This window comes from Mannheimia kashgarensis (genome assembly GCF_041807705.1).
Classification (GTDB): Bacteria; Pseudomonadota; Gammaproteobacteria; order Enterobacterales; family Pasteurellaceae; genus Mannheimia.
Map to the genome: position 1 here is coordinate 63,554 of NZ_JBGTYY010000004.1, position 22,330 is coordinate 85,883.

The following is a 22,330-nucleotide window of genomic DNA, read 5'->3' on the forward strand; positions in this document are numbered from 1 at the left end:
TTTTTTGCAAAAATCGACCGCTTGCATTTATTGTATCATATTACTTCGCTTGTTTTTCTTTATAGTCTGCGATCGCTGCTTTAATCGCATCTTCTGCAAGAATTGAGCAGTGAACTTTTACCGGTGGTAATTCAAGCTCTTCTGCGATATCGCTGTTTTTAATTGCACCCGCTTCATCTAAAGATTTGCCTTTCACCCACTCTGTAATTAACGAACTTGATGCGATTGCAGAACCACAACCGTAAGCTTTAAAACGTGCATCTTCAATGATACCCTGCTCGTTTACTTTAATTTGTAAACGTAAAATATCACCACACGCAGGTGCACCTACCATACCTGTGCCTACATCTGATGCTTCTTTATCAAATGTACCCACGTTACGTGGATTTTCGTAATGATCAATTACTTTCTCGCTATATGCCATTTTGATGTTCCTTCTATTTCAGGTTCAGGCGAAAAATATTTCGTCCCTACATTCAATTTAATATTTATGATGAAACCGTATTTTGTAGGGGCAAATTATCATTTGCCCACAACAATTAATGGTGATTCCATTCGATTTTGCTTAAATCCACACCGTCTTTAAACATTTCCCAAAGTGGAGAAAGTTCACGTAATTTCACAATCGCTTTTTTCACGATTTCGATAGTGTGATCGATTTCTTCTTCGGTTGTCCAACGACCTAAAGTGAAACGAATTGAGCTGTGTGCTAATTCATCATCACGGCCGATAGCACGTAATACATAAGAAGGCTCTAAACTTGCAGAGGTACAGGCTGAACCTGATGATACTGCGATATCACGTAATGACATCATTAAAGACTCACCTTCAACAAAGTTAAAGCTGATATTTAAGTTTGAATCAATACGTTTACCTTCTTCCATTGAACCGTTTACATAAACTTCTTCAATATCTTTAAAGCCATTGTATAAACGATCACGAAGCGCTCTTAAACGTGGCATTTCAGTTGCCATTTCTTCTTTTGCGATACGGTAAGCTTCACCCATACCCACAATTTGATGAACAGGTAATGTACCTGAACGCATACCACGCTCGTGACCACCACCGTGAATGATCGCTTCTAAACGAACACGTGGTTTACGACAAACATATAAACCGCCGATACCTTTTGGTCCGTATAATTTGTGGCTTGAGAAAGACATTAAATCAACATTTAAGTCTTGTACATTCACTTCGATTTTACCAACAGATTGCGTTGCATCCACGTGGAAAATGATTTTTTTCGCACGGCAGATTGCACCAATCTCTTTAATTGGCTGAATCACGCCCATTTCGTTATTTACGTGCATTACTGATACTAAAATGGTATCCGGACGAATTGCCGCTTCAAATTTTGCTAAATCTAATAAACCGTCTTCTTCAGGGTCTAAATAAGTTACTTCAAAACCTTCACGCTCTAATTGACGACAAGTATCTAATACTGCTTTATGCTCGGTTTTCACAGTGATAATGTGTTTACCTTTAGTTTGGTAGAAATGTGCAGCCCCTTTAATTGCAAGGTTGTCTGACTCTGTCGCACCTGAAGTGAACACGATTTCACGGCTATCTGCACCGATTAAATCTGCAATTTGATTACGAGCCACATCAACCGCCTCTTCTGCTTCCCAACCAAATTTGTGTGAACGAGAAGCCGGGTTACCAAAGATACCGTCTTTGGTCATATATTCCATCATTTTTTTCGCAACACGTTCGTCCATTGGCGTGGTTGCTGCATAGTCCAAATAAATTGGTAATTTCATTGTTACTCCTAGTTAAAACAACTTACAAGCGGTTGTTTTTATTAAAAATTTTGTAATTAGTGATGATGAGGATGTTCGTGACAATGCTCTTTTTCACAATCGTGATCAGCGTGTTCTGCAGCTAAGTCTGCTACTGAAATTGTCCCTAAAAACTGCTCAATTTGATCTTCTAATCGCTCCCACAAAGAATGCGTTAAACATTGAGAATCTTTACGGCAGTTACCGCTACCTTTACATTTGGTTACATCAATATTTTCGTTTACCGCAGAAATAATCATTCCTACGCTAATCTCTTCCGGCTTTTTGCCTAACTGATAGCCGCCGCCCGGTCCTCGAACGCTCTGCACAATGCCATCACGGCGAAGCTGTGCAAAAAGCTGCTCTAAATAAGAAAGGGAAATCGCTTGGCGATCTGAAATATCCGCTAAACTCACAGGCTCTAATTTGCCGTGTAAGGCAATATCGATAATAGCCGTTACTGCATAACGCCCTTTTGAGGTAAGTTTCATAAAATATCCTCATAGTTTATCCAGAAAACCTCTGGAGCAATGTGTAAATTTTGATATAACCAACTAATTTAGTCAATCATTTAGCACTAATTAGTGTGAAAGGTTTTATATATTAAAAAAATGCAAAAATAGTGAAATCTATTATACGAAAAAATAACTCAAAATACCAAAAAATAAACCTTTATAGACAATATAATTGTATTACTATTCATATCAACTGATCGGAACAGTTGAAATTTTGCAAAATTTGATTGATAGCATACGTCTTGCTCTCTAAAATCAGTGCGTTATAACATTTTAACAATCCAAATTCTTTATTAAAACTCACTATTTTTCATATTATTTAAGAGACTTATTATGAAAATTTTTTCAAAAACATTACTTGCATCATTAGTTACACTTTGTTCAGCAGGCACTGCTCACGCAGCTGCATTCCAATTAGCCGAAATTTCAACCTCAGGTTTAGGTAGAGCTTACGCTGGTGATGCAGCTGTAGCGGATAATGCTTCTGTAGTTGCAACCAACCCTGCATTAATGACATTATTCAAACAAACTGAGCTTTCGGCGGGTGGAATTGTTGTAAATGCAGACGTTGATGTTGATGGTACACTCGGTGGCGTATTCAAGGCTTCACAAAAAAATATTATTCCTACAGCTGTAGTACCAAATTTATACATTGTCTCCCCAATCAATGACCGTTTTGCTATTGGTGGTGGAGTAAATGTAAACTACGGGTTAAAATCTCGTTTTGCTCCTGACTATGCTGCAGGCGTTTATGGAGGTAATACTCAACTTCAAGCTATCAATTTTAATTTAAGTGGTGCATATAACTTAGGTTACGGATTTAGTGCTGGTGCTGGCTTAAATGTTATCTATTCTAAAGCGGAATTTATCCGTCATTTAGGTGTTGGTGGTAAAGTATTAGCTTCACGTTTAGCACATCTCCCCTCATCAGCAGCAGCTTCTCTTGATCAAATGGAAAATGGTACAGAAGTTTCTCGTGTACACGGCGATGAATGGAGCTTAGGCTGGAATGCAGGTTTAATGTATGAAATAAATGAGAGAAACCGCTTTGGTGTTGCTTATCACTCAGCAGTTAATGTGAAGTTTAAAGGCCATTACTCAAATGCCTTCCCAACAGTGTTTAATGGATTATTAGCTATTCCAGCTATTGCAGCGCAAGCCCCTATTAGCCAAGCAACTGCCGGTCAAGAAATTCCTGGTCGTTTAACATTACATCTTCCAGCTTACTGGGAAATTTCAGGTTATCACAAATTAACCGAAAAATTAGCAATGCAATATAGCTATAAACATACTGAATGGGAAAAATTTAAAGCTTTAACTGCTTACGGCGAATCAGGTAATGTGCTTCTTCATAAAGAAGAAAATTACAATAATTCTTCACGTGTTGCGCTAGGTTTCTCTTATGATGTAAATGAGGTATTAACCTTACGCACAGGTATTGCTTATGATGAAACAGCAAGTGTAAGAAGTCCATCTATTTCAATCCCTGATACAGATCGTACTTGGTATACACTTGGTGCAACTTACCGTTTCACTCCAAATCTTTCTGCTGATTTAGGCTATGCTCATCTTAGAGGTTCAAAAAATACTTTTAAAGAAGGTAGTGGTATATTTAATGTGAAATCACGTGCAAACCTTTACGGTTTAAATGTAAACTACAAATTCTAATTTAATGAATTAATGTGAAAAGAGGTGTAAACTAAATTACACCTCTTTTTTTATTGGATTAAAAATGAAATCTCAAATTTACTACGATTATTACCAAAGCCCTATCGGGCAATTACTACTTTTAGCAAAAGAAGAAGGCTTAATTTATATTGAATTAGGGCAAGAGCAGCAAACCACATCACTTGATAATTTCTTTCCGACTAAAGTGGCAAGCGGTGCAATTTTAGAAATTTTTTGCAAAACCAAAGAGATTTTAGACCGCTATTTTGCCGGCGAGCCCGTGAATTTTCATCAATTGGATTTTCTTGCTCCGCAAGGCACACCATTCCAGCAATCAGTTTGGAAAATATTGCGTGAAATTCCTTACGGGCAAACTACTACTTATGGCGAAATTGCAAATCAATTAGGCAAGCCAAGTGCGATGCGAGCCGTTGGCGGTGCAGTTGGGCGAAACCCAATTTCGATTTTAGTGCCTTGCCACCGAGTATTAGGGAAAAATCAAGCCTTAACCGGATTCGGCGGTGGATTACCGAATAAACGTTTTCTACTACAGCTTGAAGGCATTGCCTATAAAGATAAAGGCATTGAATTTGTCAAACCGAAAACTAAGAAATGGTAAACAGCTGTACGTTGAATTTTGCTAGCGCAAGCATCCACGCTTGTGCTTATATATAAAAAATGGCACAAGCGGACACTTGTGCCATCATAGCATTTCAAATTTAGCTAAACCTACTTAATGGCTGGATACATATTCCTTAGCTAATTGTAAATCCATCTGCCATTTGGAATAAATCATTTCCACCCAATGTGCAATATTTTGTGCCCACTGCTCGCCATTATCAGATTGAGCAAGCTGAGCGATTTGTTGTAGTTGATGTAACCCAACAGAAGCTAATGCTCCTTTGATTTTATGAGCTTCATCAGCCGTTAATTTACGGCTTTCGGGAGAATTGGTTATTTGCCAATCGGTTAGATAACGCTGTAAATTTTCCAAATAAGTTGGCATTAAATCCGCAAATAACGTCATATTGGCAAGCATATTCTCTTTTCCCATTACCTCAATTAATTCATTTAGTATTGTGATGTTATAAGGTAAATTTTCAGTATTTTCTAATACAAGCGGTTGTTTTTCTTCACTTTTTTGTAAAAATTGATTATCAAAGTGATGATTTAGGCAATTCACTAACGCCTCTAAAGATAAAGGCTTACGAAGTACATCGTCCATACCCTGTGCTTGGTAATCTTGTTGGCTCTGAATAACATTCGCCGTTAGGGCAATAAGTAGTGGTAGATACTCTATTTCCTCATTTTCATAACGGCTTCTTAATGTTTGTGCAATATCAAAACCCGTCATATCTGGGAGCTGAATATCTAATAAAATTAGGTCGTAGCTATTTTGCTCAAAACGTTTAAAAGCCTCTGCACCCGTCATTGCAACATCAACCTCACAGCCGACTTTTTCCAACATTGCTTGAGCAACCACCACATTCATTTCAATATCTTCAACTAAAAGCACTTTTAATCCGTGCTTTTGAATAGCTAATTCGGGCTTGGTTTCTGTGCTTTCCGCTTGAATGGTTAAAGTAAAGGTTGAGCCTTGATTTTCTTGGCTTTTTACCGTTAAATCGCCGCCCATCAGCTTCGCAATCCGTTTTGAAACCGATAAACCAATGCCGCTTCCTTGTGCTTTTTTCTCTTTCGAGTTTTCAGCTTGGTAGAACATATCAAAAATTTTGCGTTGATCTTTTTCAGGAATACCAATGCCTGAATCCGCCACGCTAAAGCTAAATTGCTCTTTCTCTAATTGGTAAATTTCTAGCAAAATTTGACCGCTTGTTGGGGTAAACTTTACTGCATTACTGATTAAATTCCATAAAATTTGGCTTAGGCGAGCATAGTCTGTGTAAATATATTTAGGTAAATTCGGCGGATAGGTTAATTTAAACTCAATATTTTTATTGCCCGCCATAAAGTTACCGAAATTGGCGATATCTTGAATGAGTTGCTCAAATTCCACCTCTTTTCTAAACAGCTCAATACGGCTGCTGTCAATTTTTTCTAGGTCGATAATATCGCCAAAAATATGAGCCAATGTCGTTGCACTCATATTGATGGTTTTTAGATACTCTTGTTGCTTTTCGCTTTGTTGTTCATCAAGCAAAATTTGGCTTAAGCCAATAATGCCATTTAGTGGAGTGCGTAACTCGTGGCTGATGGTTGCCATTAAAATGGTTTTATCACGGTTATTTTTCTCTAATTTTGCGTGGAGATAAGCGTCTTGTTCTCGTAGTTCTTCTAAATCTTTTACTGCTTTTTCTAATCGTAAACGAGAACGTTCCAACTTTTCGACCAAAAGGGTGAAAAAATAGAGTACAAAAGGAGCAGAAATCAAGCCAAATGCGATAGAACGGAGAATATCCATCACCACAACTTGTCCGATGAATAGGTAGGTTAATCCACTTTGAATTAAAATTGCAGAAACCGCCACAATAAAAAAGCCAAGTAGAGAAGCTTTTAACCGCCCGAGTTTCAGCACCCAATTTACATATTTTTGACTAAATTTTTTAACTTGCATAATCTTCAAACCATAAAAAAGCAGATCTTTCGATCTGCTTATTCTACGCTATTTTTTTACTTTTTACCTTTAACGATTTCATCTGCCCATTGGAATATCTCGTCTAAGTCATAATCGCCCGAATGTGGCACACCCCACGGGGTTTCATAGCTTACATTTTTGCCTGCCATTTGGAGTTTAATCGCTAAAATAGCTGAAATGGCAAGAGAGGTATCACGATCTGCCGTGCCCACTCGAATTCGCCAATGTTCTGCGGCATTTGGATTATCTACATAATACATTGGGTTCATTCGCTTCACAATTTGCGGATCGGCTAAGTTGATATTTTGATTTAATGATCGTTCTGCACTATAGAACGTAAAATGGCGATTATTTTCCGTTGCCGTACCGAATAAATTATTTTCGCCCGATGTGGCATTTAACGTATCAAACGCAGGTGGCGATTTCATTCGTTTATCTGAAAATACATAACCGAACCAATCAACCTTGCTCACTTTTCCCTCTTCAAAAGATAGCCAGCTAATGTCTTGAAAGGCTTTTTGTTCCTCGCTATTTTCCGCTAATTGGCTATAGGCTTTATTTGCCGAATGCTTAATTACATTTGCTAAATAATCTTTGAAAGATCCATTGCCTTTTGAATCAAGAATTAATGAGTTACCTGCTTCATCTACTAAGTTTAAGCTATTGAGATAGACAGGAAAACGCTCTGCCAACTCATTAGAGAGCTTGATTTCAGCCTCATTTAGCGATCCTTCAATTTTTGGCATTGGTTTTGAGCGATTATTATAACTATCTGCATTTAAGCGGCTCATATCCATTCGGCTATATTCATTAACGCCGTTAAACTGCCATTCATACGCTATATCTGCATTTTCAAGGTTAGTAATTGGCGAATAAGCCGACACAGCAAAGATTTTATCACTTGCTTTCAATGCCCCAATTTCGTTGAAATAAGGCTCATAATCAAAATGATCGGCTGAAGCCCCTAGCAAGGCAGATAATGCCCCTCCTGCACTAGTGCCGTTTGAGATAATTTTATTCGCATCACCCGGCATTGTTTCATCATTTGCGTGCAAATAACGCACAGCTGATTTTAAATCGATAATCGCAGCAGGGGCTTTGCCGATAAATTTCCCCTCTTTTTGTAATGTACGACCTCTTGCCCCAACACTAGCCACCACATAGCCTTTAGACAAGGCAACCAAAATCGCACTTGGTGAACCATCACGCCCTTTTTTATCATAGCTCGCAGCTTTAGCCGGCATATAACCACCTACCGAATTTGGCAAGAAAATAGGGGCAGTAGCCGCGTTATAGCCGTTGATCTCGCCCTCGTTATAATAGGCTTCAGGCACATAAATATTGATTGTTTGATATTCAGGATCAATGGGCTTACTCACATAAACAATTCGTTCAAAAGCTCGGAATTGGATTTTCTCGCTATTTACTTCTGCTTCAACAGGATGGTAGTTTTGAGCGTTAAAATTCAGATCATAACCCGTTTCAGTTTTATTAAAAAAAGGGAGAGACTCTGATGGCTTTTCCGCAGTATTTGCAAAGGTTTGGGCTGTAAAAATACTAGATAAGATACATATTGATAAGGCTTTCAGTTTCATTATTTGTTCCTTTTTGGAATATATGCCTATAAGACTTACAAGCGGTCAAATTTGTTCAGAATTTTACAATTATTTTTAGCTAAAATTAAGGGCGAACCTTAGTTCGCCCCCAATAAAATTTACCGCCAATAAAACAAGCAAATAATCGCTACAATCGCTATCGCCACACCTAAATAGTTCACTTTGTGGATTTTCTCTTTAAAGAAGAACGCCCCAACAAATGTGCCTAAGCAGATTACCCCTAAGTTCATTCCAGTGAAAACTAAGGTTGGGTCATCTTTCATTGCTTGGTGGGCTTGAATGTAGAATAAAATATTACCGAAATTCAGCACACCTAATAACAAGCCAGTTAATACGCTTGGAATATGCCATTGTGTGCGTTTTAGCAGTAAATAGATAAACATAAAACAGCCTGCCCCAATAAAAGCAATGGCTAAGGTAACTGGGAATGCTGAGCCTGTTTTTGCCATCTGTTTGAATAAAATATCGTTTACGCCGTAACCAATCCAAACAAGCGCAAGGCTGATAATCGCAATCTTGCCGCCCTTTTCCATACCCTGATTGCCTTTCCACAATAAACAACCTAATGCCGCAAAAGCCAATAACAGAGCGATCAGTTTATTGCTTGTTACTTGTTCGCCAAAAATGGTAAATGCCGCCAAAATTGGGAGGAATAATGACAAACGCTGTGCCGCATCGGTTCGGATAATGCCTGCAAATTCCAATGCTTTTGCTTGCACTAAGAAAATAGTCGGGAGCGTGATGCTTAAAATCACAAAAATATAGGACGATGGGTTGTTAGCAATAATATCGGTAATAGATTGCCCCTGAAAATCAGGCTTGAGTAATAAAAACGTCATTGATGTGGTTACAATGTAGTTTACCGCAATGCTTTGATCGATACGAATACCTTTTTGGCGTGCAATTTTAATCAACACCCCAACAGTTACACTACATAAAATAGCTAAAATCAGTTGTAACATTTTTTGTTCTCTCCTTTTAAAAATGAACGCCTTATTCTATAAATATGATGAACATTTCGCTAGTAGCAAGCGGTTAAATTTTGCTGAAAATTTGCAAAAAAGTAGAGAGATCCGACCGCTTGTAACAGAAAAATGCTAGAATAATTTCACACAAGCTGTATGAGATTGAATAAAATGGAAAAGCTCTTTGATATTAACGAACAAGGTTTTAGCATTCGCTGTAAGCTTTTTTATGAAAAAGATCTTCACAATATTGAAAATGTGGTGCTGATTCTGCACGGTTTCGGTTCGTCAAAAGATTTAAAATCAAACACTAAATTTGGCGAGCGTTTAACCTCAAAATATAAAGGCTATGCGGCTCTTGCCTTTGATTTCCCTTGCCACGGCAATGATGCTCGTAAAAAACTTTCCGTTGCTGAATGCCAAACCTATCTTGAATTAGTCATTCAGTATGTTAAAACCACCTTGAAAACCAAAAATATCTACGCTTACGGCACAAGTTTCGGTGGCTATTTAACGCTGAAATATATAAATGAAAAAGGCAATCCGTTTCAGAAAATAGCGTTTCGAGCCCCTGCGCTACAAATTTATCACTCATTAATGAACCGAATGTCTGAAGAAGAACGGCAGAAATTAGCTAAAGGGAGAGAAATTTTATGGGGCTTCGACCGCCAAATGAAAATCAGCCAATCCTTTTTCGATGAACTAGCCGAAGCGGATATTACCCAAAACGATTACTTAGACTATGCCGATCAAATGTTAATTTTACACGGCACGGAAGATGAAATGGTGGCATTAAGCACATCACAACAATTTGCCGATAATAATGTGATTGAGCTTATTCCGATTGAGGGGGCTGATCACGCCTTTTCTAACCCGAAATTAATGGATATTTCTATCGGCAAAATTGTTGATTTTTTTGCCCCTTAGTTTCAACTTATGCCTAATCTTTGGCAAAGTTCACTAAGGTTGGATTGACAATACGTTGGTAATCTTCCGTATTCAAAATAATGGAACGTTCCAACGTACCTGCATTAAAGGCTAATTCATCATAGCGTTCAAATAAACTTGGCTCAGCCACTAACAATAAATCGGAATGAAAACTAAACGGCGGAATTGCCCCAAATACACAGTCGGTCAATTCTGCCACTTCCGCAGGGCTTGCAAGCGAGGCTCTCGCTCCGCCAAGATGTTCGGCAATTTTGCTTAAATCTGCTTGGTAATCTGCAGGTAATATTGCCAACACCGCCTGTTTAATGCCATTTCCTTTTACTTTACAGACTAATGCCTTTGCCCCTTGCCCTAGCTCCGTGCCACGAATTTTCGCCACTTCTTCCGATTTCCCAGCAGAAGAATGCTCCACCACTCGATAACGAGCCTGATGTGAATCTAATAATGCTGTGAGTTGTTGAAAAGTTTGTTCTGACATTGTTTCTCCTTAAAAACTTACAAAACAATAACAAGCGGTCTTTTTTACTCAAAACTTGCAATTTTCTAATTTTAACGCCCAAACATTTTCTCAGGGTTTTCGGGTTGCTCAACTAAAATCAGAATAGCCGCATCGCCACCCCACTCTTTTGGAGCTTGGTATAAAGCCATAATTTTCGGGTGTTGAACCAACCAGCGAGGGATCTGATCTTTCAGCGTTCGAGTACCAAAGCCTGTCATAATGCTGGCACAAAATACTTTTTCACGCTCACACGCTAGAATTAATGCGGCTAACTCTTTCTTTGCTTTTTCTCTGGTTAAACCGTGCAGATCCAAAAATAGTTCTGGCTGAAAATCGCCCCGTCTGAGCTGCTTTAAAATGTAAGGATCAACATCTTCACGTAGATATTTCACTTTTTCATTTTCTTCTTTGAGCAAAGGCTCGTATTCATCAGAAAAATAGAACTCAATATCTGCTTTTTCTTTTAATTCCCGCAATTCCTGTAATTTTTTACGAGGTTCTGATTTTGCGACATAAGTATTCTGCTCAATCTTTTTCGTGCCTTTTGTTGCCTCTCTAAATAAGGCAAATTCATCTTCTAACATCTTCTCTGACATAATCTTTTCCTTCTTATTGATTTTTACATTCTAACACAAAGCAAAATATGGTATAAAACAGCAATTCTATAATTATGTAAAAGGCACTTAAAATGTTTAAATATAATATCGAACTCCTTGATGAAATTGCCGCTCTTCCTGTTGTAAATGATCTATCCACTATTCAAGATATGATGCGTTGGGCGTATAGCTATTTCAATGCTTCTGATCTTTACTACGGACACGGCTATGATAACGCTTGGGACGAAGCTCAACAATTGGTGTTAGCAGGGCTTTATCTGCCTTTTGACGTACCGGAAGCACTTTACTCTTCCCGATTAACCCGAGCGGAAAAAGAGCGGGTTATTCATTTAATTTGCGAGCGTTTAGGCTCTCGCAAACCTGTGGCTTATTTAACGCATTCAGCGTGGTTCTGTGGCAGCGAATATTATGTGGACGAGCGAGTAATAGTGCCACGTTCACCAATCGGTGAGCTAATTAAAAAAGGCTTTAAAGGTATTATTAAAAACGAACCTTGCCGCATTTTAGATATGTGTACAGGCAGCGGTTGTATTGCCATTGCTTGTGCAGAACGTTTTCCTGAAGCAGAAGTTGATGCGGTTGATCTTTCACTTGATGCGTTAGATGTGGCTCAAATTAATATTGAACGTCATCAAGTATCGCACCGAGTTTTCCCGATCAACTCTGATCTCTTTAACGATATTCCGCAAGATAAATATGATTTAATCGTAACGAATCCGCCTTATGTGGACGAAGAAGATTTAGGCGATATGCCACAAGAGTTTCATCACGAGCCTGAATTAGCACTCGGTTCTGGCAAAGATGGCTTAGATTTAACCAAACGAATTCTAGCTCAAGCCGCCGATTATTTGAATGATAATGGCGTATTAGTGTGCGAGGTAGGCAATAGTATGGTGCATTTAATTGAACAATTCCCAAGTGTGCCGTTTAATTGGCTGGAATTTGAAAATGGTGGGTTGGGTGTGTTTAGTTTAACTAAAGAAGAACTAGTAAAATATCGTCATTTTTTTATCTAAATAATGCTTCCTGAAGGGGGCTGATAGCCCCTATAACAAAATAGGCATAATAGTTACTACTATGCCTGTTTTTTGTTATTGCTTTTTCCTCTGCTGTTCTGCTAAGGCATTTTACATACGCTGGTATATTTCTCGATAAGTCGGTTTAAAAGCATTACACTTCTCTTGATCTACGTTTGCCTCTTGATGATTGAACTTATGATGTTGCTGGTGAAAATATTCCATTGAGGCTTTATCATTTTGCATCGTAAGAAAATTTTCTCGCCCCAATAACTCATTTAATACTTGCTGCTCAAAATATTGCATTGTTAAATGCTCAGCCATGTTCCAGTTGGCATAAATCTTCTGATAATCAGGCTTCGCTAGAGCAGGATAGATACATTGTTCAATATTATTTAGCTGACGGACTAAAATCTTAACGTCTAATTCGGAAATTTTATATTTCGGCTCGTTAGAAGCGGGCGAATTTTCCGAATTATTTGCAAATGTAAAAGACTAACTAAATAAGAGAGCTATTAACGCTTTTTTTAACATATTATCAGCTTAAATTAGTTGAGAACCCAAACACGTCCGTAGTGCTTCATTAAACCTGCAACGTGTCCTGCTTTATCGCCAATGCCTTGATATAAATCGAAGTGATGACCTTTCACTGCACCACCTACATCAAGGGCAACCATTAAACGCATCTCGTGTCTGCCAGTCCAGTTACCATTGTTATCAATCAATGGCATTTCAACCAACAACACACTACCAGAAGGTACAATACTACGATCTGATGCCACAGAAGCTAATGGAATTAACGGCACACCTGCAGAACCTTTTACTTTGCCATAAGGATCGTTTTGGAAGAACACATAAGATGGATTACGCTCTAACAAGCCTTGAACACGACTAGGGTTACGAGCTCCCCATTCACGAATGGCTTGAACAGACATTTTCTCTTTCGGAATTTCGCCATCTTCAACTAATAAACGCCCAACACTTGCATATTTAAAGCCGTTTTGCCCTGCATAAGCAAAATAGTTTAGGTTGCCATCGCCAAAATCGACATAGCCACTGCCTTGCACGCCTAATAAGAAGTTATCGAGCATCGAATTACTATAAGCGAGTTCTAAACCTTGACCACGCAATGCTCCTGCATAAATTTCTGCACGAGAAAAACGTTTGTTCGATGGCATTGCATAAATAGGGTGTTGGAATTGCCCCTGTGGCGTGCGGCGAGCTTTAATTACAGGCGAATAATAACCTGTCACTAATACATTTTGATAACCATCTTCGCCACGCATTAAACGTGTACTGATTCCATATTGAGCAAGATCATTAATATTTGCACCTGATGCAATCCAACGGCTGACTTTACCATAAGACAATGCGTGTGTATTCGCTAAGCGACTACTATAAGTTCTGACATTAGACAGCTGTTGTAAAAAATCGTTCTGATTCACAGGAGCAGCATTTAAACTTAAACGACCACTCTGAAAATGTGTACCATAAGGCATAAATTGACGACCACTATATTTCGCTCCAAATTTTGCCTTATCGGCATCATAAGAGGTTGAGCCACTCTTTTTACTCGGTGTAGAAGAACAACCAACCAAAATACCGGCAACTAAAGCCACCGTTGTAGCAGCGATTGATTTTTTATATGCTTTCCAATTCATCGAAAATCCTTTCATCGTTAATAAAATGTAAAAGATGAAGCATAGCAAAAATGCTATTTAAATAAAACAAGAATATAGTTTGTTTGTTTTTTAACACAGCAAACGAATTTTTATACTATTACTGTTTTAAATTAAATCACTTAGAATGATTTTTTATAATTTCACTTGTCATTATGCCAAATTGATATATTATATACACATCAGACGCGGGGTGGAGCAGCTTGGTAGCTCGTCGGGCTCATAACCCGAAGGTCGTTGGTTCAAATCCGGCCCCCGCAACCAAATTTCAAACCCTTGATTTTATCGAGGGTTTTTCTTTATCTGGCTATTCGCAATTTGCAAAAAATTCTCAAAAAATGACCGCTTGTTTCTGACAAATACTTCCTCTATCCTTGATTTCTCGCTACACTAAAATCAATTTCTTTATTTTCTTCTTGAATTATGTGCAATATCTTAACTGTTACCCAACTAAATTATTCTGTTCGCAATCTGCTTGAAATGGAGCTCAATCAAGTTTGGCTCACAGGCGAAATTTCTAATTTCAGTCAACCCGTCTCAGGGCATTGGTATCTCACCTTAAAAGATGACAAAGCCCAAGTGCGTGCAGCGATGTTCAAGATGAAAAATGCGAGAGTGAATTTTCGTCCGCAAAATGGTATGCAGGTTTTAGTTCGGGCAAGTGTAACCTTGTATGAACCAAGAGGCGATTATCAGCTTATTATTGAAAGTATGCAACCAGCGGGAGAAGGTTTGCTACAACAACAATTTGAAGAGCTTAAAATGAAATTAGCCTCTCAAGGGCTATTTGCTCAAGAGTATAAGAAGCCTATTCCACCATTTGTAAAACGGGTTGGAATTATTACTTCATCTAGTGGGGCGGCATTACAAGATATTCTGCATATTTTACAACGCCGAGATCCGAGTTTAGAAGTGATGATTTACCCAACCTTAGTGCAAGGAAAAGAAGCCACAAAAGATATTGTGAATACTATAGAACTTGCCAATCACCGTAATGAATGTGATGTGCTGATTGTTGGGCGTGGTGGTGGCTCATTAGGGGATTTATGGTGCTTTAACGAAGAAGCTGTGGCTTATGCGATTTACCGTTCCAACATTCCGATTATCAGTGCGGTTGGGCACGAAACCGATGTAACCATTGCCGATTTTGTTGCCGATTTGCGAGCGCCAACCCCTTCGGCTGCGGCAGAATTGGTTAGCCGTGATCAAAACGAGCTAAAACGCCAATTACAACATCAATTTGATAAAGTCAATTTAGCTTTTGACAGACTTTGGACTGCAAAAATAACTCGCTTCCAACAGCTGAATTTACGCCTAAATCCTCAACACCCAATGAAGCATATTCAAGCTCGCCAACAAAAGTTTGACTATATTGAATATAGGCTCGAACAGGCTATCTATAAATTACTTTCTAAGAAAGCCCAGCAAACGAAAGAACTCAATTTACGCTTAACCAACCAACACCCACAAAAGCAGATAGAACGCCAATGCCAACGATTAGCTCAAATTGAACAAAGACTACACAGGCAAATAGTGCAAAAACTTAATAAAAAACAACAGCAATGGAAAAATGTTATTCAGCGTTTTGAGCGAAACCCACTTCCCTACCAAGTAAATCAACAACAAACAGTGTTGGCAAAATTTTCTCAACGCTTAAATTATGCAATCGAAAAAACAATGCTTAAAGAGCTACAATATTTCCAAGAACTCTGTACTAAATTGGAAGGGCTAAGCCCATTGAAAATCCTCACTCGTGGCTACTCAATCACACAAACAGAAGAGGGAAAAATGCTCACTTCAAGCAGTGATATCAAGGCAGGAGAGATCATTATTACCCAACTAAAAACAGGAAAAATAAGAAGTCAAGTAGTGGATTTTTTGTAGGGGATTTTTTGAACGTTACCAATTTTAAAAATTAATTATATAAAAATCAGTAGGTTAAATATTTATAAACAGGGTTGTTCACTTACTTATCCACAGATGATGTGTATAACTATTTTTGTAAAAATGAATCGAATGCTGAATTTTAAATCAACCAATTTTTTAGGTGTTTTTTACGCTTGCACAAGCGGTCATATTTTTCTATAATCTCACAAAATTAAGCTAGTGTGGCTAAATTGGTAGACGCAGCGGATCAAAATCTTATGTATAAACTAAATAGGACATACAGGCAATTGAGTAAAAAGCACTCCTAGCCTGAGTGATGAAATTGGTAGACATGACGGATTCAAAATCCGTTGGTGAATAACCGTGTCGGTTCGAGTCCGACCTCAGGCACCATTTCAAATTCTTCTTTGCTTAAAGAAACTCTGATTTTTTAGAACTAATTACCAGATCAAGTTTGGCTTTTCTGCAAATAAGGTTAGCAGCTATTTTGTCTAATTCCAAAAAAACTCGCAGCTTAGGCTGCGAGTTTTTTTATCTTTCATTATGGATTTCCAAGTTTGTAGCTTGTTTTGCCGCTTTTACCTTAGCTTTATCGTTGCGAGATTTCGCAATCGCATCTAAATAGCATTTATCCACATCGCCTGTGATGTATTCGCCCGTAAAGACGGAATCATCAAAATTGTGAATGGTTGGATTTTCTATTTGAATTGATTTATAAAGTGCGTCTAAATCCTGGAAAATCAGTTTATCGACGCCAATCATATCTGCTACTTCTTCTACCGAGCGATCATAAGCTACTAATTCTTCACAAGTCGGCATATCAATGCCATACACATTTGGGTAGCGAATTTCCGGAGCTGCTGATGCAAAATAAACACGTTTTGCCCCAGCGGCTCTTGCCATTTCTACAATCTGCTCAGAAGTCGTGCCTCGAACAATAGAGTCATCAACTAACAACACACTTTTACCTTTAAACTCAGAGGCAATCGCATTGAGCTTACGGCGAACTGAGCTTTTACGCTGTGCTTGACCTGGCATAATAAAGGTGCGAGCTACATAGCGGTTTTTCACAAAACCTTGTCTATACGGCTTATAAAGTACATTTGCAATACGCACCGCAATATCGTTTGAAGTTTCTGGAATTGGGATAACCACATCAATATCATCAACAATACGCCCCCACTCACGTTTGATTTTTTCGCCTAATAGCTCTCCCATATGCACACGAGCTGCATAAACAGAAACACCATCAATCACAGAATCAGGGCGGGCAAAGTAAACGTACTCAAAAATACAAGGATTTAATTTGGGGTTATCGGCACAAATTTGGGAGTGTAATTCACCATCAAAAGTAATATAGATGGCTTCCCCCGGTAACACATCTCGCACGAAATCAAATCCTACTACATCTAATGCAACACTTTCTGAAGCAAACATATATTCGGTTTTGCCTTCAACTTCACGTTTACCTAATACAAGTGGACGAATGCCGAAAGGATCACGAAATGCAACCATACCATGTCCGATAATCATTGCAATACAGGCATAAGCCCCATGAATGCTATTATTGGTTTTGCGTACCGTTTCAAAAATATTTTCTGGGCTTAAATGTTGAGTTGAATAAAGATCTAAGAAATAAGCAAAAATATTAAGCAGAGATTCAGAATCTGAATTGGTATTAACGTGACGGCGAGCTTCATTAAACAAACGCTCTTTAAGTTCCGCATTATTGGTTAAATTGCCATTATGCACAAGCGTAATACCAAACGGCGAATTTACATAGAAAGGTTGCGCTTCTGATACACTTGAGCTACCCGCCGTTGGGTAACGAACGTGTCCGATGCCCACATTACCTTGTAAACGCAACATATGTTCTTGTTGGAATACATCGCTTACTAAGCCATTTGCCTTACGTAAGCGGAAACGATTTTCGTCATCTATGGTAACGATACCTGCGGCATCTTGTCCTCGGTGTTGAAGTAATGTTAAACCATCATAAATCGCCTGATTAACCGGCGAGTTCCCAATAATACCGACAATGCCGCACATATAGAAAAACCTCTTTATTTAGTCGAGTTTAGAAAAGTAGAATTTGTTTGTAACTGTTCAAAAAACCATTTCACAATAAAGTCAAAATGTGGAATTAATAACGATGATTTCCATAATTCCGTTTGGCTTGCTTGCGTAAAGGTATCTAAGAAAAATAAAATTGCCGAAACAATTAAAATGCCGCGTAATGCCCCAAAAGCACCACCTAAAATACGGTCGGTAACAGACAAACCACTTAAGTCAATCACCTTGCCTAATAAACCGTTAATTACGCCACATACAATTAAGGTTAAAACGAATAAAATAGCTGCTGCTAAGCCATTGCGTAAAAATTCTGAATTTTGCAGGTAAACTGAGTTTATCTGCGTGAAATAGCCACTTAGATAAGGGTAAAACGAGCTTGCCACAAAAAAAGCAATTACCCACCCCAATAGCGATAACGCCTCATTAGTAAACCCTCGCCATAAACTTACCAATACAGAAAAAGCAATGATTCCGATAACAATTAAATCAACCATAAAAAACCTTAAGAGCTTAAGCCCTGCTATTCTACAAAAAAAGAAAACGTTTGCGTAGCCCTATTTTGTTAAAAGATGATAATCTACGCAAAATAATAAGCGGTAAGATTTTTTGAAAATTTTGCAGATTGCAAATTCTTCGTAACAAACGCTTTGCGTTTGAACATTGGCTTTGCCAACGGCTCCGAAGGAGCTAGCGTAGCAAGTAAATATAACCGCTTGTAAAAAATGCCTATTCTACAATATAGCCGACATCATCTAAAGTCGGATTATTTGCCCCGTTTTTCGCAAGCTCATCACAAATTTCATTTTCACGATGCCCTGAATGCCCTTTCACCCAAGCCCATTCAATTTGATGGCGTTGAATTTCTTTATCTAACGCAATCCATAAGTCTTTATTTTTAACGGGTTTCTTATCACTGGTTTTCCAGTCATTTTTTTTCCAATTAAAAATCCATTTCTGAATGCCATTTTTCATATATTGGCTATCACTATTCAGTTGCACTTTGCAAGGCTCTTTCAGCATTGATAATGCCTCAATGACGGCACGCAATTCCATTCGGTTATTGGTGGTTTGGAAATAACCTTTGCTGACGGTTTTCTCGTGTCCGTTATAGCGAAGTAAAATGCCAATCCCCCCTTTACCGGGATTGCCTAAACAAGAACCATCTGTAAAAATTTCAACTAGTTTCATCGTATTTATCTTTGAAAACAAAAGCCCCAAAGCCTTAACTTTGGGGCTGTGCTACTCATATAAGTATTATTTTTACCTAACTATTTTTCCCTAATTGCGGAATTACGCTATTGTTAGCCGCTAATAAACCAGCATCGGTGTACACTGCTAATTTGCCTCGTGTATCCACAATATCCAAGTTACGCATTGTTAATTGACCGATACGATCTGCTGGCGTAAATGGTGCCTCTTCCACTTTTTCCATACTTAAACGTTCTGCTTCGTAAGTTAAGTTTGGCGATTCTGTGTTCAGAATAGTGAAGTCATTACCACGACGTAACTCAAGGGTTACAGTGCCTGTGATCGCTTTTGCCACCCAACGTTGAGCCGTTTCACGTAGCATTAAGGCTTGTGGGTCAAACCAACGACCTTGATATAATAAGCGACCTAAACGTAAACCGTTGATGCGGTATTGTTCAATCGTATCTTCGTTATGAATACCTGTTACTAAACGCTCGTAAGCGATGTGTAATAACGCCATTCCCGGTGCTTCATAAATACCACGAGATTTCGCTTCAATAATGCGGTTTTCAATTTGATCTGACATACCTAAACCGTGTCTGCCACCGATACGGTTAGCTTCCATAATAAGCTCTACTGCATCATCAATACGTTTACCGTTTAATGCAACAGGTACACCTTCTTCAAAGGTAACAGAAACCGTTTCTGGTTTGATTTCAACTGATTCGTCCCAGAATGCTACGCCCATAATTGGCTTAACAATCTTCATTCCTGTGCTTAATTCTTCTAAATCTTTCGCTTCGTGCGTTGCACCTAGCATATTTGAGTCGGTTGAGTAGGCTTTTTCAACAGACATTTTATAATCAAAGCCGTTCTCAATTAAGAATTTTGACATTTCTAAACGACCGCCAAGCTCATCAATGAAAAGTTGGTCTAACCACGGTTTATAGATTTTTAATTTTGGGTTAGTTAATAAACCGTAACGGTAGAAACGCTCAATATCATTACCTTTAAAGGTTGAACCATCACCCCAAATGTTTACATCATCTTCTTTCATTGCTGCAACAAGCATTGTACCCGTTACCGCTCGACCAAGCGGAGTTGTATTGAAATAAGGAATGCCACCTGTTGAAATATGGAATGCACCACATTGAATAGCTGCAATCCCTTCGTGGGCTAATTGTTGGCGGCAATCAATTAAACGAGCATTTTCCGCACCATATTCCATTGCTTTTTTCGGAATTGCATTATAGTCATCTTCATCTGGCTGACCTAAATTTGCGGTGTAAGCATAAGGCACTGCCCCTTTTTTACGCATCCATAAAAGTGCTGCTGAAGTATCTAAACCGCCTGAAAATGCGATACCAACTTTCTGACCTAAAGGTAAAGCTTCTAAAATTGTTGCTGACATACGAATTCCTATACATTTTGAAAGTAAAAACAATTAAACGCAAACGCTTTCGTATGCGTTCAAGGCATATATTCTAGCTGAAAACCGTTAAAATTTCATCTAAAATTTGTGCATACGATTTGCAAATTTTCCGTAACAAACGCCTTGCGTTTAAACGTTGGCTTTGCCAATGGTTCCGAAGTAGCGAGTAAAAACAACCGCTTGTTATATTAATTTTTTTAAGAGAACAATATGTTTAAAAAATGCTTAATAGGGATTATCGTGATTTTTATGGTTTTTATCAGTATTGAACACTTCAAAATTCCTTATCTCTATGATTATTTGCGATGGATACCCACATTACAGCAAGGCATTCCAACTGAAAAAAGTTTGCCAAACCCTGTTGCAGGGCAACGTTTCATTGATAGTTGGCATAGCCCCAGAAGTGGCGGGCGTAAGCACGAAGGCGTAGATATTTTTGCCCCGAGAGGAACACCAATTCGTAGTACCACGAGCGGACTAGTAGTAAGAATTAGTACAAACAAATTAGGCGGTAAAGTAGTTTCAATAATGACAGGCAGAACCGTGCATTATTACGCCCATTTAGAAGATTATGGCAATATTTCTCGTCATCAATGGATTGAACAAGGCGAAATCATCGGCACAGTAGGCGACAGCGGTAATGCTAAAGGCACTCCGCCTCATTTACATTATGGTATTTATACCCCAAGTGGAGCGATAAACCCGTATCCGTTGATTAAGCAATAATTTGGAAAAATCAATTCATTCAAAAATCACCTATAAAAAAGGTATAATTTATTCAACTGTTTGAACTAGAGAAATCAAAATGAAAAAACTACTTGTGATCCGAAATGACAAAATCGGCGATTTTATGGTCTGTTTTCCCGCATTTGCAATGTTGAAGCAATCATTGCCCGAAGTGGAAATAACTGCACTTGTGCCAAGTTATACCGCCCCACTTGCAGAGCTTTGTCCTTCTATTGATAAGGTAATTATTGATACACCAGATAAGAAAGATAAAAATGAGTTCAATCGTATTTTACAAACGGTTAAAAATGAGCAGTTTGATGCAGTAATTTGTTTTGTATCAGATTGGTACAATGCAAAACTGACTTGGCAAAGTGGCATTAAGCATCGTCTAGCTCCAGCAACGAAGTTATTCCAATTTTTATATAACCACCGCTTAACTCAACGCCGTTCTCAATCAGCGAAAGCGGAATCAGAATATAATTTAGATTTAGCTCGTGCTTTTTTAACTAAACATAAAACTAACATTGTAGAGCCTAGTACGCCTTATTTAACATTTGATGAAAAAACTATTCAAACGCAAAAAGCAAAATTATACGAGCAACTAAATATTACTAGTGCTAAAAAATGGCTGTTTGTACATAGCTCCACAGGTGGGTCTGCCAATAATTTATCCCTTGAGCAATATGCTGATTTAATTCAAGGTATTTTGGCGGAGTTTGATTGCTATGTGATTTTAACGGCAGGAAAAGGCGAGAGTGAAAAAGCAAATGCTTTAGCTGAAAAAGTAAATCATCAAAATGTGGTGGCGTATGATAAAAATGACGGGTTGCAAGATTTCTCTCGCTCGCTTGCTTGTGCTGATCTGTTTATCGCAGGCTCAACGGGGCCACTGCATATTAGCGGTGCATTGAATATTCCAACGATTGGGTTTTACCCAAGCCGTCTTTCTGCGATTCCTCGCCGTTGGAAACCGATTAATGATATTGATAAGCACATTGCATTCTGCCCACCATCTGATAAAGCCTCGCAGATGAATTTAACCTTAATTTCAATCCCTAACACACTGGAAACTATTGTTCCCTTTATAAGGAAAATCTGGGCTTAGATCATAAATCCCCTCTTTC

General features: G+C 38.4%; 21 protein-coding genes and 2 tRNA genes. 9 read left to right on the top strand and 14 right to left on the bottom strand.

Features of this window, described 5'->3' with window-relative positions:
* Positions 1-40: 40 nt before the first annotated feature.
* The 3 genes from iscU to ACERCF_RS03420 form a co-directional block, all read right to left on the bottom strand.
* Positions 41-424, bottom strand: a complete 384-nt coding sequence (gene iscU, locus ACERCF_RS03410) for a Fe-S cluster assembly scaffold IscU (RefSeq protein WP_188156489.1) — start codon at positions 422-424, stop codon at positions 41-43.
* Between the two features lie 115 nt (positions 425-539).
* On the bottom strand, positions 540-1,760 hold the full coding sequence (locus tag ACERCF_RS03415; protein WP_373610800.1) for an IscS subfamily cysteine desulfurase: 1,221 nt from the start codon (positions 1,758-1,760) through the stop codon (positions 540-542).
* A 56-nt stretch (positions 1,761-1,816) separates the two neighbouring features.
* The gene (locus ACERCF_RS03420) at positions 1,817-2,269 is read right to left on the bottom strand and encodes an Rrf2 family transcriptional regulator (protein WP_373610801.1); all 453 of its coding nucleotides are present in this window, start codon (positions 2,267-2,269) and stop codon (positions 1,817-1,819) included.
* Between the two features lie 357 nt (positions 2,270-2,626).
* On the opposite strand from ACERCF_RS03420, the gene ACERCF_RS03425 reads away from it, so the two are divergent.
* Both ACERCF_RS03425 and ACERCF_RS03430 read left to right on the top strand, forming a co-directional pair.
* A complete protein-coding gene (locus tag ACERCF_RS03425; RefSeq protein WP_373624621.1) occupies positions 2,627-3,961 on the top strand; it encodes an outer membrane protein transport protein in 1,335 nt (444 codons plus the stop codon).
* Between the two features lie 64 nt (positions 3,962-4,025).
* Positions 4,026-4,580 carry a methylated-DNA--[protein]-cysteine S-methyltransferase gene (locus ACERCF_RS03430; RefSeq protein WP_373624622.1) on the top strand — a complete coding sequence of 185 codons (555 nt, stop codon included), beginning with the start codon at positions 4,026-4,028 and terminating at the stop codon, positions 4,578-4,580.
* Positions 4,581-4,694: 114 nt separating this feature from the next.
* Here the strand turns inward: ACERCF_RS03430 and ACERCF_RS03435 are convergent, their stop codons facing one another.
* From ACERCF_RS03435 to ACERCF_RS03445, 3 genes are all read right to left on the bottom strand, one after another.
* The gene (locus ACERCF_RS03435) at positions 4,695-6,536 is read right to left on the bottom strand and encodes an ATP-binding protein (protein ID WP_373624623.1); all 1,842 of its coding nucleotides are present in this window, start codon (positions 6,534-6,536) and stop codon (positions 4,695-4,697) included.
* A 56-nt stretch (positions 6,537-6,592) separates the two neighbouring features.
* A complete protein-coding gene (locus ACERCF_RS03440) occupies positions 6,593-8,152 on the bottom strand; it encodes a subtype B tannase (RefSeq protein WP_373624624.1) in 1,560 nt (519 codons plus the stop codon).
* 119 nt (positions 8,153-8,271) lie between these two features.
* The gene (locus tag ACERCF_RS03445; protein ID WP_373610806.1) at positions 8,272-9,135 is read right to left on the bottom strand and encodes an EamA/RhaT family transporter; all 864 of its coding nucleotides are present in this window, start codon (positions 9,133-9,135) and stop codon (positions 8,272-8,274) included.
* A 174-nt stretch (positions 9,136-9,309) separates the two neighbouring features.
* On the opposite strand from ACERCF_RS03445, the gene ACERCF_RS03450 reads away from it, so the two are divergent.
* Complete coding sequence (locus tag ACERCF_RS03450; protein WP_373610807.1) at positions 9,310-10,065, top strand: alpha/beta hydrolase; 756 nt, start codon at positions 9,310-9,312, stop codon at positions 10,063-10,065.
* A gap of 13 nt (positions 10,066-10,078) precedes the next feature.
* Here ACERCF_RS03450 and ACERCF_RS03455 read toward each other — a convergent pair whose 3' ends face one another.
* Both ACERCF_RS03455 and smrB read right to left on the bottom strand, forming a co-directional pair.
* Positions 10,079-10,564: a YbaK/prolyl-tRNA synthetase associated domain-containing protein gene (locus ACERCF_RS03455; RefSeq protein WP_373624625.1), complete on the bottom strand. Its 486-nt coding sequence runs from the start codon at positions 10,562-10,564 to the stop codon at positions 10,079-10,081.
* A gap of 71 nt (positions 10,565-10,635) precedes the next feature.
* The gene (smrB, locus tag ACERCF_RS03460; protein WP_373624662.1) at positions 10,636-11,169 is read right to left on the bottom strand and encodes an endonuclease SmrB; all 534 of its coding nucleotides are present in this window, start codon (positions 11,167-11,169) and stop codon (positions 10,636-10,638) included.
* Between the two features lie 104 nt (positions 11,170-11,273).
* On the opposite strand from smrB, the gene prmB reads away from it, so the two are divergent.
* Positions 11,274-12,218 carry a 50S ribosomal protein L3 N(5)-glutamine methyltransferase gene (gene prmB / locus ACERCF_RS03465; RefSeq protein WP_373624626.1) on the top strand — a complete coding sequence of 315 codons (945 nt, stop codon included), beginning with the start codon at positions 11,274-11,276 and terminating at the stop codon, positions 12,216-12,218.
* A gap of 111 nt (positions 12,219-12,329) precedes the next feature.
* Here prmB and ACERCF_RS03470 read toward each other — a convergent pair whose 3' ends face one another.
* Positions 12,330-12,653: a DUF5358 family protein gene (locus ACERCF_RS03470; protein ID WP_373624663.1), complete on the bottom strand. Its 324-nt coding sequence runs from the start codon at positions 12,651-12,653 to the stop codon at positions 12,330-12,332.
* Positions 12,654-12,766: 113 nt separating this feature from the next.
* On the bottom strand, positions 12,767-13,879 hold the full coding sequence (mltA, locus tag ACERCF_RS03475) for a murein transglycosylase A (RefSeq protein ID WP_373610809.1): 1,113 nt from the start codon (positions 13,877-13,879) through the stop codon (positions 12,767-12,769).
* Between the two features lie 205 nt (positions 13,880-14,084).
* Between mltA and ACERCF_RS03480 the strand changes: the two genes are divergently transcribed.
* The 3 genes from ACERCF_RS03480 to ACERCF_RS03490 all read left to right on the top strand — a co-directional run bounded on the left by ACERCF_RS03480 (position 14,085) and on the right by ACERCF_RS03490 (position 16,177).
* Positions 14,085-14,161, top strand: a tRNA-Met gene (locus ACERCF_RS03480).
* A gap of 159 nt (positions 14,162-14,320) precedes the next feature.
* Positions 14,321-15,781 carry an exodeoxyribonuclease VII large subunit gene (xseA, locus tag ACERCF_RS03485; protein WP_373624627.1) on the top strand — a complete coding sequence of 487 codons (1,461 nt, stop codon included), beginning with the start codon at positions 14,321-14,323 and terminating at the stop codon, positions 15,779-15,781.
* A gap of 310 nt (positions 15,782-16,091) precedes the next feature.
* Positions 16,092-16,177 (top strand) — tRNA-Leu (locus ACERCF_RS03490).
* A gap of 138 nt (positions 16,178-16,315) precedes the next feature.
* On the opposite strand, the gene purF is transcribed toward ACERCF_RS03490, so the two are convergent.
* From purF to argG, 4 genes are all read right to left on the bottom strand, one after another.
* Positions 16,316-17,833 (bottom strand): amidophosphoribosyltransferase, encoded by a 1,518-nt coding sequence (gene purF, locus ACERCF_RS03495; protein WP_373624628.1) that lies wholly within the window; start codon positions 17,831-17,833, stop codon positions 16,316-16,318.
* Between the two features lie 14 nt (positions 17,834-17,847).
* On the bottom strand, positions 17,848-18,351 hold the full coding sequence (locus tag ACERCF_RS03500; protein WP_373624629.1) for a CvpA family protein: 504 nt from the start codon (positions 18,349-18,351) through the stop codon (positions 17,848-17,850).
* A 232-nt stretch (positions 18,352-18,583) separates the two neighbouring features.
* A complete protein-coding gene (gene rnhA, locus ACERCF_RS03505; RefSeq protein WP_373624630.1) occupies positions 18,584-19,045 on the bottom strand; it encodes a ribonuclease HI in 462 nt (153 codons plus the stop codon).
* A gap of 76 nt (positions 19,046-19,121) precedes the next feature.
* Positions 19,122-20,456, bottom strand: a complete 1,335-nt coding sequence (gene argG, locus ACERCF_RS03510; protein WP_373624631.1) for an argininosuccinate synthase — start codon at positions 20,454-20,456, stop codon at positions 19,122-19,124.
* 231 nt (positions 20,457-20,687) lie between these two features.
* Between argG and ACERCF_RS03515 the strand changes: the two genes are divergently transcribed.
* The gene (locus ACERCF_RS03515; RefSeq protein ID WP_373610815.1) at positions 20,688-21,203 is read left to right on the top strand and encodes a M23 family metallopeptidase; all 516 of its coding nucleotides are present in this window, start codon (positions 20,688-20,690) and stop codon (positions 21,201-21,203) included.
* A gap of 79 nt (positions 21,204-21,282) precedes the next feature.
* On the top strand, positions 21,283-22,311 hold the full coding sequence (locus tag ACERCF_RS03520; protein ID WP_373624632.1) for a glycosyltransferase family 9 protein: 1,029 nt from the start codon (positions 21,283-21,285) through the stop codon (positions 22,309-22,311).
* Positions 22,312-22,330 lie beyond the last annotated feature (19 nt).